General features: G+C 65.5%; 17 protein-coding genes. 5 read left to right on the forward strand and 12 right to left on the reverse strand.

Features of this window, described 5'->3' with window-relative positions:
• Positions 1-780: alpha/beta fold hydrolase (locus CY658_RS29640; RefSeq protein WP_101493582.1), on the forward strand; the 780-nt coding region annotated here is incomplete at its 5' end.
• 53 nt (positions 781-833) lie between these two features.
• On the opposite strand, the gene CY658_RS29645 is transcribed toward CY658_RS29640, so the two are convergent.
• The 9 genes from CY658_RS29645 to CY658_RS29685 all read right to left on the reverse strand — a co-directional run bounded on the left by CY658_RS29645 (position 834) and on the right by CY658_RS29685 (position 6,539).
• Entirely contained in the window at positions 834-1,112 is a 279-nt protein-coding gene (locus CY658_RS29645; protein WP_143713808.1) for a hypothetical protein, read from the reverse strand.
• Positions 1,113-1,257: 145 nt separating this feature from the next.
• On the reverse strand, positions 1,258-2,415 hold the full coding sequence (locus tag CY658_RS29650; protein ID WP_101493764.1) for an MFS transporter: 1,158 nt from the start codon (positions 2,413-2,415) through the stop codon (positions 1,258-1,260).
• A 43-nt stretch (positions 2,416-2,458) separates the two neighbouring features.
• Positions 2,459-3,172 carry an arsenical resistance protein ArsH gene (gene arsH / locus CY658_RS29655; RefSeq protein WP_101493584.1) on the reverse strand — a complete coding sequence of 238 codons (714 nt, stop codon included), beginning with the start codon at positions 3,170-3,172 and terminating at the stop codon, positions 2,459-2,461.
• Positions 3,162-4,220 (reverse strand): ACR3 family arsenite efflux transporter, encoded by a 1,059-nt coding sequence (gene arsB / locus CY658_RS29660; protein ID WP_101493585.1) that lies wholly within the window; start codon positions 4,218-4,220, stop codon positions 3,162-3,164. Before arsB ends, arsH begins: the two co-directional genes overlap by 11 nt.
• A 4-nt stretch (positions 4,221-4,224) precedes the next feature.
• A complete protein-coding gene (locus CY658_RS29665; RefSeq protein ID WP_101493586.1) occupies positions 4,225-4,713 on the reverse strand; it encodes an arsenate reductase ArsC in 489 nt (162 codons plus the stop codon).
• Complete coding sequence (locus CY658_RS29670) at positions 4,710-5,219, reverse strand: arsenate reductase ArsC (RefSeq protein WP_101493587.1); 510 nt, start codon at positions 5,217-5,219, stop codon at positions 4,710-4,712. The genes CY658_RS29665 and CY658_RS29670 overlap by 4 nt, the downstream gene beginning before the upstream one ends.
• Entirely contained in the window at positions 5,212-5,712 is a 501-nt protein-coding gene (arsN2, locus tag CY658_RS29675; RefSeq protein WP_101493588.1) for an arsenic resistance N-acetyltransferase ArsN2, read from the reverse strand. The genes CY658_RS29670 and arsN2 overlap by 8 nt, the downstream gene beginning before the upstream one ends.
• 12 nt (positions 5,713-5,724) lie before the next feature.
• Positions 5,725-6,204 (reverse strand): ArsI/CadI family heavy metal resistance metalloenzyme, encoded by a 480-nt coding sequence (locus tag CY658_RS29680; protein WP_101493589.1) that lies wholly within the window; start codon positions 6,202-6,204, stop codon positions 5,725-5,727.
• Positions 6,205-6,215: 11 nt separating this feature from the next.
• Positions 6,216-6,539 carry an ArsR/SmtB family transcription factor gene (locus tag CY658_RS29685; protein ID WP_101493590.1) on the reverse strand — a complete coding sequence of 108 codons (324 nt, stop codon included), beginning with the start codon at positions 6,537-6,539 and terminating at the stop codon, positions 6,216-6,218.
• Between the two features lie 251 nt (positions 6,540-6,790).
• Here CY658_RS29685 and chrA point away from each other — a divergent pair, with 251 nt between their 5' ends.
• The 4 genes from chrA to CY658_RS32850 all read left to right on the forward strand — a co-directional run bounded on the left by chrA (position 6,791) and on the right by CY658_RS32850 (position 10,635).
• Positions 6,791-8,164 carry a chromate efflux transporter gene (gene chrA, locus CY658_RS29690; protein WP_101493591.1) on the forward strand — a complete coding sequence of 458 codons (1,374 nt, stop codon included), beginning with the start codon at positions 6,791-6,793 and terminating at the stop codon, positions 8,162-8,164.
• A 10-nt stretch (positions 8,165-8,174) separates the two neighbouring features.
• Complete coding sequence (locus CY658_RS29695) at positions 8,175-9,086, forward strand: Fe-Mn family superoxide dismutase (RefSeq protein WP_101493592.1); 912 nt, start codon at positions 8,175-8,177, stop codon at positions 9,084-9,086.
• Positions 9,087-9,108: 22 nt separating this feature from the next.
• The gene (locus tag CY658_RS29700; protein ID WP_101493593.1) at positions 9,109-10,371 is read left to right on the forward strand and encodes an MFS transporter; all 1,263 of its coding nucleotides are present in this window, start codon (positions 9,109-9,111) and stop codon (positions 10,369-10,371) included.
• Between the two features lie 99 nt (positions 10,372-10,470).
• The gene (locus tag CY658_RS32850; protein WP_180839080.1) at positions 10,471-10,635 is read left to right on the forward strand and encodes a hypothetical protein; all 165 of its coding nucleotides are present in this window, start codon (positions 10,471-10,473) and stop codon (positions 10,633-10,635) included.
• 26 nt (positions 10,636-10,661) lie between these two features.
• Here the strand turns inward: CY658_RS32850 and CY658_RS29705 are convergent, their stop codons facing one another.
• The 3 genes from CY658_RS29705 to CY658_RS29715 all read right to left on the reverse strand — a co-directional run bounded on the left by CY658_RS29705 (position 10,662) and on the right by CY658_RS29715 (position 15,330).
• A complete protein-coding gene (locus CY658_RS29705; protein ID WP_101493594.1) occupies positions 10,662-11,717 on the reverse strand; it encodes a DMT family transporter in 1,056 nt (351 codons plus the stop codon).
• A 6-nt stretch (positions 11,718-11,723) separates the two neighbouring features.
• Positions 11,724-12,110 carry a hypothetical protein gene (locus CY658_RS29710; RefSeq protein WP_180839081.1) on the reverse strand — a complete coding sequence of 129 codons (387 nt, stop codon included), beginning with the start codon at positions 12,108-12,110 and terminating at the stop codon, positions 11,724-11,726.
• Positions 12,111-12,186: 76 nt separating this feature from the next.
• Positions 12,187-15,330 carry an efflux RND transporter permease subunit gene (locus CY658_RS29715; RefSeq protein WP_101493595.1) on the reverse strand — a complete coding sequence of 1,048 codons (3,144 nt, stop codon included), beginning with the start codon at positions 15,328-15,330 and terminating at the stop codon, positions 12,187-12,189.
• Position 15,331 lies beyond the last annotated feature (1 nt).

Here is a 15,331-nt window from a genome sequence, read left to right on the forward strand (position 1 = left end):
GCAGTCCAGGGGAGGATCGCTGCGCACACCCGGGCATGCGCATACAGCCGCCCGGGGTTGATGTGGAGCGATCCTTCGGATGCTGCTCCAGATGGCAAGCGTGTGGCAATCGAACTTCACGCGACGTTGATCAACGCAGGCGAACATGGTCCGTTCGTGCTGGTCGGCCAGTCATTGGGCGGTCTTTACGTCATGAGTTTCACGAGGTATTTCGGCCGCGAAGTGGTGGGATTGGTTCTTGTTGATCCCTCCCATCCGGAGCAGGTCGAGCGCGTCGCAGGCTTGATGACGGAATCCCGATCCATGCTGTCTCGCATCGGTGTGGCATTCGCGTGGTCCGGCATCCTTCGCGCGGCAGCACCGGTGCTCCTGCCGCAGGCACCGCATCAGAGTGACCGCGATGCACAAGCAATTCGCGCCTACGCTCCAAAATCATTGAGTACGCAGCTCGCGGAGAGCGACTCGATCAACAGAACGCTCGTCGAGGCGCGTGCCTTTCGGGATCTAGGCAGTCGCCCACTGGTCGTGCTTACTGCAATGGCCCCGTACACCACGGCGGAACTCCGGGGGATGAAGATCACGCCCGAGCAGGGCAATCAGGTTCAAGCCATCTGGAAGCAGCTGCACGAAGACCTGGCAACATGGTCCTCGCGAAGTCGACACCAGCTGCTGGCGAATTCCGGGCACAACATTCAGTTCGACGACCCGGATGCTGTGGTCGACGCCGTTCTGTCCGTTGTCAACACGGTTCGAACGGACCGAAGACCTGAATCCCCTTGAGCGTGAATCGGAGTTGCCGAATGCTGGAGCTGAGATCACAGGAAGGGTTCCGTCTATTGAGCGTGCCGCCGACAGAACCAATACACGAACTGCTGCGGCGCACCCCAAGGGGCGGTGTGCACTTCAGTGCTGCTGTCGACAAGCTCGAACGGCGCACCGAACCGGGAGTGCAAGTCGTTTGATGCGTGGCGGGCCACGGGCAGGCCGCTGCGTTGTTCCGGCCCCTGTGGGCTGAATGCGCCGACGATCGCGAAGCCACTCGGCTTGAGCGCGTGAAGAACCTGGGCAACGTAGCGCTCAGGCAGCACATCGGTGGTGAGGAGATGGAACACGGCACGTGTCATGCCAGACGTCGAACGAGCCTTCAGGGAACTCGGCCTCCAGCACATCGGCGGCCTTGCAGACCACATTCAAGGCCCGTTGGCCGAGTCGCAGCCTCGTGACCAGAGGCGCCTGGGCCAACTGGTACTGATCTCATCATCCTCGAGCAGATTTTTCCATGTCGACTGTCATGCCCGTCAGCGCGAGGCACGCGGACAGGCCAAGCATGGCGGAGAACCATAACGCGCCATCTCCCCACCGTTCTACGGCCATGCCGAACAGGAACGGTGCGCCCGCCTGCACGATACGCGCCGGCACCATGAGGAATCCCTGACGCTGCCCGTAGCCTTTGGCGCCAAAGATCAGGAGCGGAAGCGTGCCGATGGCAATGGTCAGGATGCCGTTCCCCAAGCCGTGCAGTACCGCGAAGGCAGCAGCAACTGATGTCCCGAGCAAGCCGAGGCAGAGCGCGCCTAGCGGGTGGGCCAGCGTAGCCAATCGGGCCGAGAACAGCGGATGCGCGCGTTTTAGCAAGGTGAACTCGATCACCCTCCCGACCACCTGGGCTGGCCCCACCAAGGCCGCGATGCCAACCGCCGCGGCCAACGTGGCACCACTGGCCAGCAGCAACTCGGGCAGGTGCGCGGCCATCGCTGTGCTGATGAACCAGGTCACGGCGAAGACATACGCCATCAGGACTGCGGCGCGACGCTGATGCGCCGAAGAGAGCCCCGCTCCTACATCCTGCGCGGCGGTGGCGGACTTCTGTACGGGCACGGCATGAGAAGCACGTGGCAACAGCATGTTGAGCGGCAGACCGATCAGCAGATGCATGGCAGCCCAGGCAAGGCACGCGCCGCGCCAGCCTACTGTGCTTTCCATGTACGCCGACAGTGGCCACCCCACGGTGCTCGCAAAGCCCGCGAACAGCGTGATGCCGGTGATGGCTCGTCGCGCATCCTGGCCGTGCAGGCGTACCACGGTGGCAAACGCGGCCTCGTAGAGTCCGCTGCCCATGGCAAGGCCCATCAAAGCCCAAGCGGCGAAGAGGTGGACTGTAGAGCTGGCCTGGCTCAATGCGGCCAGCCCTGCCGCAAACACCAGATTGCTGGCAATAAGAATCGGGCGCCCGCCCGAGCGGTCGATGAGCCGGCCGGCGAAGGGGCCGATGCCGGCCGCGACGAGCAGCGCCACCGAGAAAGCACCGAAGACCGTGGACGTGGAAATGCCGATGTCCTTGCCGATGGCACCGGCCAGCACCGCAGGGAGGTAATACGACGAGGCCCACGCCAGGGTCTGAGCCACACCCAGCATCACCGTCGTCGTGGTCTTGCTTTGCACCCTGGGTTCGCCTCGCTCAGATGCTGCGCAGGTTGACCCGCTTCGACAACGCCTCGGCACTCTCGCGCCGCTCGCTGTAGCGGTCGACCAGGTAGCCCGCGCAGTCGCGCGTGAGCAGCGTGAACTTCACCAGCTCTTCCATCACGTCGACCACCCGTTCGTAGTACGGCGAGGGCTTCATGCGCCCGGCCTCGTCGAACTCCATGAAGGCCTTGGCCACCGACGACTGGTTGGGGATGGTGATCATGCGCATCCAACGGCCCAGCACGCGCAGCTGGTTCACGGCATTGAACGACTGCGAGCCGCCTGACACCTCCATCACCGCGAGCGTTTTGCCCTGCGTGGGTCGTACCGAGCCGACCGCCAGTGGAATCCAGTCGATCTGCGCCTTCATGATCCCGGTCATCGCGCCGTGACGTTCGGGCGAAGTCCAAACCATCCCCTCCGCCCACTGGGCAAGTCCGCGCAGCTCTGCCACCTTGGGGTGATCGTCGGGATCAGCGTCAGGCAGCGGCAGACCTCGAGGATCGAAGATTCGCGTCTCGGCACCGAGCGCGCGAAGAAGCCGTGCGGCTTCCTCAGTCAGCAAACGGCTATAGGAACGCTCGCGAACCGAGCCATACAGCAGCAGAATGCGCGGCGCATGCGTGGAGCGCTGCGCTGGCATCAGCAGGTCCGGATCGGCCCTTTTGAACAGCGCCGGGTCGATGTTCGGCAGCTCACGACTCATACCAGCCCTTCGAAGAGTTCACGACCTTGACCACGGCCAGCATGATCGGCACCTCGATCAGCACCCCGACTACGGTGGCCAACGCGGCACCTGAGTGGAAACCGAACAGGCTGATGGCCGCCGCTACCGCCAACTCGAAGAAGTTGGATGCACCGATCAGCGCAGAGGGGCACGCGATGTTGTGCTTCTCGCCGAGCTTTCGGTTGAGCCAGTAGGCCAAGCCGGAGTTCAGCACCACCTGGATCAAGATCGGCACCGCGAGCATGGCGATCACGAGCGGCTGCTTGATGATGGCTTCGCCCTGGAACGCGAAGAGCAGAACAAGCGTCAGCAGCAGCGCGGCAATCGACCAGGGGCCGATGCGATGCATGGCGCGTTCGAATGCGGCCGGCCCGGCCTTCAGCAGTTGCTTGCGCAGCACCTGGGCAAAGATCACTGGCAGCACGATGTAGAGCGCCACCGACGTGATCAGCGTGTCCCACGGCACCGTAATCGCCGACAGGCCCAGCAGCAGGCCGACGATGGGCGCAAAGGCGAACACCATGATGGCGTCGTTCAATGCAACCTGCGACAGCGTGAAGACCGGATCACCGCCGGTCAACCGGCTCCAGACGAAGACCATCGCCGTGCAGGGGGCGGCGGCCAGCAGGACCAAACCGGCGACGTAGCTGTCGAGCTGGTCGGCCGGTAGCGAGCCGGCGAATACGTGGCGTATGAAGAGCCATGCCAGGAAGGCCATGGAGAACGGCTTTACGGCCCAGTTGATGAACAGCGTCACGCCAATGCCGCGCCAATGGTTCTTTACCTGCGCGAGGGCCGCGAAGTCGACTCGCAGCAGCATCGGGATGATCATCACCCAGATCAGCACGCCCACTGGAATATTGACCTTCGCGACCTCAAGACGGCCCACCGCCTGAAATGCCGCCGGGAACAACTGCCCCAACGCGATACCGACGACGATGCAGAGGAACACCCATACCGTCAGGTAGCGCTCGAACACGCTCATGTGAGCCGCGCTGGCGCGCGGGCTTTCGATGACTGCGCTCATAGGGTCAGTTCGCAGAGATGCGCCTCAGCCGCTCTTGCAGCTCGGCGTCGCTCATCGCCTCCGGGTTGTCCAGTGCGAGCAGTTGCAGCATGCGATAGGAGATCGCCTGGCGCGTCAGCTCGAAGGCCTGCACCTTGGCGTCGTCGCCGCCTTCGGTATTGGACGGGTCAGGATATCCCCAGTGCACCTTGACGCGCGTGCCCGGCCAGTAGGGGCAGGTCTCCTGCGCCGCGCTGTCGCACACCGTGATCACCACATGCATGATCGGCGTGGAAAACTCGTCCCAGCTCTTGCTGCGAAAGCCCTCGGTATCCACGCCGGCCGCCTGCAGCACCTCGATCGCGAACGGGTTGATTCTTCCGCTGGGCGCGCTGCCGGCGCTGAACGCCTTCACGTCCTTCCCGAGCTTCTGGGCCCAGTGGTTGAGCATGCCCTCGGCCAGCACGCTGCGGGCCGAGTTGTGGGTGCAGAGGATGAGTACGTTGAGCGTCATTGCGCAGCCTTCTGAACCTTGCCGATGTCGCGGATCTCGCGCTGGATGGCCATCGAGTCGAGCCGGGCCAGGGGCAATGCCAGCATCAGTTCGATACGGCGCTTCAATGTGAGGGCCGTGTCCATGAATTGGCGCTCGGAGGCCTCGTCTGACACCTCGAGGGCTGCAGGATCGGCTACGCCCCAGTGGGCGGTCATCGGCTGGCCGGGCCACACGGGGCACACCTCACCCGCGGCCTTGTCGCAGACAGTGAGAACAAAATCCATTGCCGGTGCGTCCGGCTTCGCGAACTCGTCCCAGTTCTTGCTGCGATAGCCGGTGGCGGGAAGGTGCATCTTGTCCAGCGTGAGCAACGCATAGGCGTTGACCTTGCCAGCAGGATGGCTGCCAGCGGAGTAGGCCTTGAATCGCCCTTTGCCCAGGTGGTTGAGGAGGCCCTCGGCCAAGATGGAGCGCGCGGAATTGCCCGTGCAGATGAAGAGCACGTTGTAGGTCTTGTCAGCCATGACGATGTTTCTCGGTGGAAGTCGGAGTGATCTCTTTGAACATGCAGACGGCCGAGGCCGGGCACAGGCTCTTGAATTCGCTGCTGGCCTGTACGGATGCAGGCAGCGCCGTGCGGTCGCAGCGCTCAAAGCCTCGGACCTCGAAGAATGGCTCTGCCGTGGTGGTCAGGATGCAGAGGCGATTCACACCTTTCGATGCGGCGAACGCTTCCACCGTCTGCAGGGCCTGATCGCCCACACCGTTGCCACGTGCATCGGCGCGCACCGCGAGAGAACGAAGCAAGGCGGTATCGCCGAACCGTTCCAGACCGACACAGGCAAGAATCCCTTCGTCCCCCGCGCGGCTTACGAAGAAGGCCTCCATGTGCTCTTCGCGAAGATCCGATTCGGGAAGGCCGACATCCCGAAGGAAAGAGCGCACTGGCGACAGAGACGTGGCCTCTGCACGAACGAACAGCGACCTGACCAGCGATTCAGAGGGTTCTTGGGGCATGGTGCATCCCTCTCAGCAGCAGGCGCCCGTGCTCTTGACGGACACGTTGACCGGAACGCCTCGGACAGCAACGGGCGTGCAGCAGGCGGACTCGGTCTTGGCGACGGACTTGGGCTGTCCGTAGACCGGCACGGCGCCGTCCAAGGTCTGGAAGTGCTCCCACGCGATCCCCTGTGGATCGGTGACCCAGTGCTTCTCGCTACGCGCGTAACAGCACACAGTCTCGCCCTCGTCGAGGAGGGTCCGGTCGGCTGCCTGGCCGCGGGCCTTGAGCTCGGTCAATTCTGCTTCGTCCTCGGCCTGGATGCCGAGGTGGTCGATGCCTTTGCCTTGCCCGACCGTCGAGATCGCGAAGTTGATGCGCGGATCGTCAAGCATCCATTTCGCATAGTCAGCCTCGACGCGTGCCGGCGGCGACGCGAACAGGTTGGAATAGAAGGCGATGCTCTTGGCGAGATCATCGACGTGCAGATGGACGTGGAAGCGCTTCATGGGTTTCTCCTTCAGCATTCACAGGCAGTGGAGCTGTCGACGAGGCATGCCTCGCCTTGACAGCAGTTCTCCGAGAGATAGCCGAGCAACGCGTTCATCTGCTCGAACCCCGCGCGGTAGATGAGGTTGCGTCCATCGCGTTCTTGGCTGACCAGTTTGGCGTGCGTCAGCTCCTTGAGGTGGAACGAGAGACTGGTCGATGGCACACCAAGCTGCTCCGCCAGCACGCCTGGTGTGAGCCCGGTGGGACCGGCAACGACAAGCGCTCGAAAGACCCGAAGGCGCACAGGCTGAGCCAGCGCGGCCAAGGCTTGAATGACGGCTTTTTCTTCCATATTTCAATAATAGTCGAATTATTGAATTTATTCAAGATTCGGCATCTTGGAGACTTACGTGCGCCAACCCTCGGGGTATATCAGGCAAGAAGAGCGCTTCTTGAGAGTGCGGTAAGGCGTCCTCACTCGTTCAAAATGAATGCGCAAGCTGGGGACTCTGATACGATCAATTTGCCGGGAAAACAGCCTCCCGCACTGCAAAGTAAGACGGTGTCCCGTCCAAGCGCTGGTGACTCACAACGGAGCCTTCCGTGGACACCGCCTTGCCTGACGCACCTCCTACGCTTTCCGCGCCCCCCTCGCCCATCTCCTTTGCCGAAGCCCTTCGCTTCTGGCTCAAGCTCGGCTTCATCAGTTTCGGCGGGCCCGCCGGGCAAATCGCGATCATGCACACCGAGCTGGTCGAGCGGCGGCGCTGGATCAGCGAGAAGCGTTTTCTGCATGCGCTGAACTTCTGCATGCTGCTGCCCGGCCCCGAGGCGCAGCAACTCGCCACCTACATCGGGTGGCTCATGCACCGCACGCGCGGCGGCATCGCGGCCGGCGCACTGTTCGTGCTGCCTTCCCTCTTCATCCTGATCGCACTGTCGTGGGTCTACCTGCGCTTCGGCAACGTGCCCGTGGTGGCCGGCATCTTCTACGGCATCAAACCGGCGGTCACCGCGCTGGTGCTGCACGCGGCGCACCGCATCGGCAGCCGCGCGTTGAAGAACCGGTGGATGTGGGGCATCGCCGCCGCGGCCTTCGTGGCCATCTTCGCGTTCGACACGCCGTTTCCGGCGATCGTGCTGGCGGCCGGCCTCATCGGCCACTTCGGTGCGCGATGGGCGCCCGAGGTGTTCGCGCTCGGCGGGGGCCATGGCGGTGCGCGACAGAGCTACGGTCCGGCGCTGATCGACGACGACACGCCCACGCCGGCGCACGCGCGCTTTTCCCGCGCGCACCTGGCCAAGGTGCTGGGCATCGGCCTGGGCCTGTGGCTGCTGGCGATGGGTGTGCTGGTCGCGACCCAGGGTCTGCACGGCACGCTCACGCAGATGGGGTGGTTCTTCACCAAGGCGGCGCTCCTGACCTTCGGCGGCGCCTATGCCGTGCTGCCCTACGTCTACCAAGGGGCCGTCGAGCAATACCACTGGCTCTCCGGCGCGCAGATGATCGACGGGCTGGCGCTGGGAGAGACCACGCCAGGCCCGCTCATCATGGTCGTGGCGTTCGTCGGCTTCGTCGGCGGATGGCTCCAGCAGGTGCTGGGGCCCGACGCGCTGTTCCTCGCAGGGGCATTGGCCGCGACGGTCGTCACCTTCTTCACCTTCCTGCCCTCGTTCATTTTCATCCTGGCCGGCGGGCCCGCCATCGAGGCCACCCACGGCCGGCTGGGTTTCACGGCGCCGCTGTCGGCGATCACCGCGGCGGTGGTGGGCGTGATCCTGAACCTGGCGCTCTTCTTCGCGTACCACGTGCTGTGGCCGCACGGCTTCAATGGCCGCTTCGATGCGGTGTCGGCAGTGATCGCCGTGGCCGCGACGCTCGCCCTGTTCCGCTTCAAGGTCGGTGTGATGCCGCTGCTCGGTGCCTGCGCGGCCATCGGGTTGGCGGTCACCTTGTGGCTTCCGCTGCTGCGCTGAAGGAGCCGTCATGGACGCCCGAACTCAAGCCCTGCCCTTCGACCCCGCTACGCTGCGCGGCCTGTCGGCGCAACTTCTGAACAGCCATCACCAGAACAACTATGGCGGTGCGGTCAAACGCCTCAACGCCATCCGGACACAGCTCGCGACAACGTCGTTCGCCTCCACGCCGGGCTTCCAGCTCAACGGACTCAAGCGCGAAGAGCTCATCGCCAGCAACTCGATGCTGCTGCACGAGCTGTACTTCGCCTCGCTCGGCGGCGACGGCCAGACGATGGAGCCCGCCATGGCGCTCGCATTGGTCGCCAACTTCGGCAGCGTCGATCGATGGCGCGAAGAGTTCGCAGCGATGGGCAAGGCGCTTGGCGGCGGCTCGGGCTGGGTGCTGCCGCGCGAGGGCACGCTGGTCAACCAATGGGCTGCTGATCACACCCATGCGCTGGCGGGCGGCACGCCGCTCCTGGCACTGGACATGTACGAGCACGCCTACCACCTGGACCACGGCGCCGCCGCCGGCGCGTACGTCGATGCCTTCATGCAGAACGTCGACTGGGCCCCGGTGTACGCGCGCTACCAGCAGGCCGTGCACGCCGCCAGCGAGCCCTTCGGTGCAACGCAGGACGACGTGGCTGGATCGGTGCTGCTCGACGTGCGCCGTGCCGGCGTGTTCACGCAGGCTGCGTCGATGATCCCCAGCGCCCGCTGGCGCGACCCGGCCGCAGTCGAGCACTGGGCCGGCGAGCTCCCGGCCGGCCGCGCGCTGGTCGTCTACTGCGTCTACGGCCACGAGGTGGGCCGCAGCACGGCCATGCGGCTGCGCGCCGCGGGCCTGAACGCACGCTATCTGCGCGGCGGCATCGACGGCTGGCAGGCCGCGGGTCGGCCGCTTGAGGCCAAGCCAGCCAAGGAAATGCCCTCTTGAAATACTGGCCTGGGCAAACGCGATGAGCGCCACCTCCGCGCCTCGCCCACGCATGGGTCTCGCGCGCCTACTGCCCTCCGGGGTCGATCCTGGCGCCTTGCCCTTGCTCGCCGCACGGGGACTTCGCGCCTTCGGGGACGGGTACATGGCAGTGCTGCTGCCGGCCTACCTGCTGGCGATCGGGCTGGGCACGTTGGAAGTGGGCATCGTGAGTACGGCGACGATGTTGGGCTCGGCGCTGGCCACGCTGGCGGTCGGCGCCTGGGGATACCGCTTTACCGGTGGACGACTGCTGCGTGGCGCCGCCTTGCTGATGGCCGCCACGGGTTTAGGCTTCGCTGGCTTGGCATCGTTCTGGCCGCTGCTGGTCGTCGCGCTGGTCGGCACGCTCAACCCCAGCTCTGGCGACGTGAGCGTTTTCCTTCCGCTGGAGCATGCTCGCCTGGCCGCTGCGGCTCAGGGTCACGCGCGGACCGCGCTGTTTGCACGCTACAGCCTCGTGGGGGCGCTGTGCGCCGCGCTGGGTGCGCTGGCCGCCGCCGTGCCCGACTGGTTAGTGCGGCACAGCGAGTTCGCGCGTCTCGACGCGTTGCGGGGGATGTTCGTCGTGTACGCCGCGATCGGGCTGACCGTCTTCTGGCTCTACCGGCGCCTGCCGGCACACACCTCAGCCAGCAAACCGGACAGCCCGCCTGTCGCACCGGCGCCGCTCGGGCCGTCACGTCGCGTGGTGGTGCGGCTGGCGGCACTCTTCAGCGTCGATGCCTTTGCTGGTGGACTGACGGTCAATGCCCTGATGTCGCTGTGGCTGCTCGAGCGGTTCGGCTTCTCGCTCACCCAGGCCGGCGTGTTTTTCTTCTGGACCGGCCTGTTGAGCGCGGCCTCGCAACTCGCAGCGCCGGTGGTGGCGCAGCGCATCGGGTTGCTCAACACCATGGTCTTCACGCACCTTCCGGCCAATGTCTGTCTGGTGTTGGCTGCGTTGTCGCCCAACCTGCCGATCGCGCTGGGCTTGCTGACGATCCGCAGCGCCTTGTCGTCCATGGATGTCCCCACGCGGACGGCTTACGTGATGGCTGTCGTGACACCAGCCGAGCGCGCCGCTGCGGCGGGTTTCACCGCGGTGCCCCGGAGCCTTGCAGCGGCCATAAGTCCGACGATCAGCGGCGCGCTCTTTGCCGCCGGCTGGATCTCGCTGCCGCTTATCGCATGCGGGCTGCTCAAGATCACCTATGACCTCGCGCTTTGGCGCGCCATGCGACGGGATCGATTGGATGGGGAGTAAGCGCACGGCGCGCAGAGAGCTGCTGGCGTCTGTCGGGCAAGAAACATCTCGCCCTGCGTGGCTTTTGCATCGATTGGCGAACGATCAACAATGACAGCTATGAAACGCCTGTCGGATGATCCCCCCACCGACCGCCCCGCTCTGCGGGCTGCACGCACGCGACTCGAGCGGGTCGCCGTTTCAGTGCTCTTGGCCATCGGCGCAGCCGTGCTGATCGGATGGCTGTTCGTCGAGCTCTACGTCAAGCTGGTCACGGCAGATTGACACTGCAGGCAGGCTCGAGCGTCGGCTCAGTGGATGTGCTGATGGTGGACATCAGGAACGTGAGCGTGCGCGTGCCGAACCGGCTCATGCACGTGAGGATGGCTGTGTGAGCCCGCTGGGAGCACATCGTGGGTGTGATCGTGATGGCCGTCATCGTGGCGATGTGCGTGCTCGTGCTCCAGGGATGCATGCGAATGTTCGTGGCCGTGCGATTCCGCCAGGTGCAACGCCACGCCCAGCATCATCAAGAGGCCGCCGACCGCCATCGCCCACGTGCCGCTGCGGTCACCCAATGCAATGGCAAAGGCTGCGCCGATGAATGGTGCGAAGGCGAAGACCGACCCGGTCCGTGCTGCACCGAAGGCGCGCTGCGCGAGCAGATAGAAGCGCAGGCTCAATCCGTAGCCGCTCGCACCGATGGCGAACAGCGCCAGTGCGGCTTCCAGCGCGGGCCACGGCTCGCCGAGCAGCCACGCCAGCAACGCTGTCGCCATGGTTCCGATCGCAGCCTTTCCGAGCACGACCTGCCCCGGGTCGCGCTCCGCCAGCGCACGCGAGAGCGTGTTGTCCGCGCCCCAGGCGGCGGTGGCCACCAGCACGGCGAGCATGCCCCACAGCTGCGTGGCGCCACTGCGTCCTTGGTCCAACACTAAGGCCACGCCACCGACCAGCAAGAGCAGCATCGCGGCCCACACGCGCCGGTCCATCGTCTCCTGGTACAGCAGCCGCGCCAGCACCGCCGTGAACAGCGCTTCCAGCGTCAGCATCAACGAAGCGCTGGTGCCGCTCGTGTGTTGCAACCCCCAGGCCAGCGCCACGGGTCCGAGCACCGCGCCAAAGGCGGCCATCGACAAGAGACGCGGAAAGTCGCTTCGCATCACGCGGGCCTCCCGCTCTATCCGCTGCCGGGATGCCAGCCCGACGGCCGCCGCGCCCGCGTAGAGCAAAGCGGCGGTCGTGAAAGCGCCCAACCCCTTGCCGAAATGCTGCACGAGCGGCGTGCTGACCCCAAAGAGAAGTGCCGCAAGCAACGCGAGCAATCCGCCCCGTACAGCAGGCAGGGAGAAATGCCGTGCCGTCATGTCGGGCTATTTCACCGTGAAGCGGACGGTCGTGGTCTTGCGACCTTCCGTCACCGCAGCAACCACCTTCGCGCCCTTGCCGAGCTTGACGCCCTTGGCTTCCAGCTTGTTTCCACCGACCGGCTTCAGTTCGGCCTCGGATTTTTCGGCGCCGTTGAGAACGGTCAGCTTGCCGCCCATCTGCTTGACGTCGTAGTCGTCGTCGTGATCGACCACGTAGAGGGCCGCGCCATCGGCGGCGGGCACGAGTTCGAAAGACATGTCGCTCGCAGTCTGCACCACGCCGCCGTGGCGGGCCGGCGCTGCGCCATGAGCCAGCGCGGGCATGGTGACCACTGCCGACGAGGACAGCACGAGCGCAGCGCAAAGATTCTTGAATGCCTGGAATTTCATGATGATCGGGTTCCTGTGTTCATTTTCAGCGCACTTCGAGAGGCGGCGCCGATGGGGCCTTGAGAACGGGGTTGCGTCAGTACGCCTCCTGAGGCGTAGGCCGGATGCCAGCTTCAGCGGGCTCAACTTCGAGCAAGCGCTCGGTCGCGCGCCGCCCGAAAAGCAAGAAGAGGACCGGCGTCAACAGCGTGTCGAGCAGCGTCGAACTGACGAGACCGCCGAAGATCACCACCGCGACCGGATGCAGAATTTCCTTGCCCGGTGCGTCGGCCGCCAGAAGCAACGGCGTGAGTGCAAAGGCGGCGACCAGTGCGGTCATCAGCACCGGGGTCAGTCGCTCCAGTGAGCCGCGCACGATCATGGCCTGCCCGAAGCTCTCGCCCTCGAACTTGCACAGGTTGATGTAGTGGCTGACCTTCAGAATGCCGTTGCGCGTGGCGATGCCGGCCAGCGTGATGAAGCCCACCATCGACGCCACGGAAAGACTCACCCCTGTGAGCCACATCGCCACCACGCTCCCGATGAGCGCGAGCGGGATGTTGGCCATGATGATGCCGGCCAGCACCGCGGACTTGTAGCGCGCGTACAGCACCAGGAAGATCATCGCCAGCGAGATCAGCGACAGGCCCACGATGAGCTTCACAGCCTGCTCCTGCGCCTGGAACTGGCCTTCAAGGCTCACGAAGGTGCCCGGCGGCAGGCTCGTCTTCGCGATCACCGCGCGGATGTCCTTGATCACGCGGCCCATATCCGAGCCGTCGGTGTTCGCGTACACCACGATGCGCCGCCGGCCGTTCTCGCGTCCGATCTGGTTCGGACCGTCGGTTTCCTCGACCGTGGCGATGGCCGACACCGGAAGCCGCCCGGCGGGCGTATCGATCAGCGTTGCAGCCAGGTCCTGCGGGCTGCGCTTGCCGTCGGGCAGACGCAGCACCAGGTCATAGCGCCGCAGGCCGTCGACGATCTCCGCGCCGTGGGCGCCGTCCGTCAGCGCCTGCAGGATGCGGATCGCCTCGCCGGGCGCGAGGCCCGTCTGGGCGAGCTTGCGCTGATCGAGGCGCACGGTGATCTGCGGGATGAGCACCTGCTTTTCCACCGTCAGGTCGACCAGGCCCGGCACGCCCGAGAGTCCCTCGCGCATTTGCTCGCCCAACCCGCGCAGCGTGTCGGTGTCGTCGCCGAAGATCTTCAGTGCGATCTGGGCTCGCACGCCCGACAACAGGTGATCCAGCCGGTGCGAGATCGGCTGGCCGATCGCGACCTGCGCGGGCAGCACGGCAAGCCGCGCCCGGATGTCCGCCATCACGGCCTCGCGACCACGCTTGGAGCGCTTCAGGTCCACGTCGATCTCGGCCGAGTGCACGCCTTCGGCATGCTCGTCGAGTTCGGCGCGGCCAGTGCGCCGGCCCACCTGTGTCACCTCGGGCACCTCGGCGATCAGCGTCTCGGCCAGGGCGCCCATGCGGTTGGCCTCGGCCAGTGCCGTGCCGGGATTGAAGATCATGCCCAGCACCAACGAGCCTTCGTTGAAGGCCGGCAGGAAAGCGCGCGGAAAGAACGGCACGCTCGCAGCCGCCATGGCGACCGCCAGCGCCGCGATGGCGATCAGCAGCTTCGCGCGCCCGAACGACCAGCCGAGCACCTTCTCGTCCCAGCGCTTCAGCCGTGCGACCAGCGGGCTGTCGCCATGGTCCAGCCGCTTCATCTTCGGCAAGAGGTAGTGGCACAGCACCGGCGTGACCGTCATCGACACCAGCATCGAGGCCAGGATGGACACGATGTAGGCGATGCCCAAGGGCGAGAACAAGCGGCCTTCGATGCCCGGCAGCGCGAAGAGCGGCACGAACACCAGCACGACGATCACTGTGGCGTACACGATGCCCGAGCGCACCTCGACGCTGGCCTGGCGCACCACTTCCATCGTGGACAGGGGATTGCCCGCCGCACGGTTCTGCTTGAGCCGTCGCACGATGTTCTCGACGTCGACCACCGCGTCGTCGACCAGCTCCCCGATGGCGATGGCCAGGCCGCCGAGCGTCATCACGTTGATCGATTGCCCGAGCAGCTTGAATGCCAGCGCGGTGACTGCCAGCGAGAGTGGAATCGCCACCAGCGAAATGACCGTGGTACGCGCGGAGAGCAGAAACGCGAACAGCACGATGGCCACCATGATCGCGCCGTCGCGCAGTGCCTCGCTCACGTTGCCGATGGACGACTCGATGAAGTCGGCCTGACGGAACAGCACCTTCGGCGCCGCGAGGCCAGGTGGCAGGCCCTGCTTCAGTTCGCCCAGTGCGGTCTCGATGGCGCCGGTGAGCTGCACGGTGTCGGCGGCGGGCTGCTTCTGCACGCTCACGATCACCGCGGGCGCGCCGTTGTAGCCGGCGTCGCCGCGCTTCATGGCGGCTGCGTAGCGCACCTCGGCCACCTGGCTCAGCAGGATGGCGCGGCCGTCTTTCCACGCCACGGCGATGCCTTGAAGGTCTTCGACGCGGTTCGTGCGCGCCACATGCCGGATCAGGTATTCGCGGCTGTTGAGATCGATGAAGCCCCCACCCGCGTTGCCAGCGAAGCCGCGCAGCGCCTGCTCGACCTGCGTGAGCGAGACGCCGAACTGCGCCATGCGCGCCGTGTCGGGCTCCACGCGCAACTGCCGCACGTCGCCGCCGATCGGGATCACCTGTGACACGCCGGCAATCGACAGCAGGCGCGGCCGCAGCACGAAGTCGGCGTACTCGCGTGCCCGCATCGGGTCGGCGGCGGTCTTGCCGTCGCCCGTCGACAACGGCAGCGCGATCAGCATCACCTCGCCCATGATCGAGGAGACCGGGCCCATGATGGGCGCGATGCCCGTTGGCAGCTGCTCGCGCACCTGCGCCAGGCGCTCGGCCACGAGCTGACGGTTGCGGTACACGTCGGTGCCCCAGTCGAACTCGGCGTAGACAATGGACAGGCCCACGCCCGATGTCGAGCGCACGCGGGTCACGCCCGGCATGCCGTTGAGCGCCGTTTCCAATGGGAAGGTCACGAGCTGCTCGACCTCCTCGGGCGCCATGCCACCGGCCTCGGTCAGCACTGTCACCAGTGGCTTGTTGAGGTCCGGGAACACATCGACCGGCGTGCGCCACGCGGTGATGGCGCCATAGACCAGCAGCAGCAGCGCAATCGCCAGCACGAACAGGCGGTTGTGCAGGCTATTTCGAACGATCCAGTTGAACATG

Source organism: Variovorax sp. RO1 (genome assembly GCF_002849325.1).
Classification (GTDB): Bacteria; Pseudomonadota; Gammaproteobacteria; order Burkholderiales; family Burkholderiaceae_C; genus Variovorax.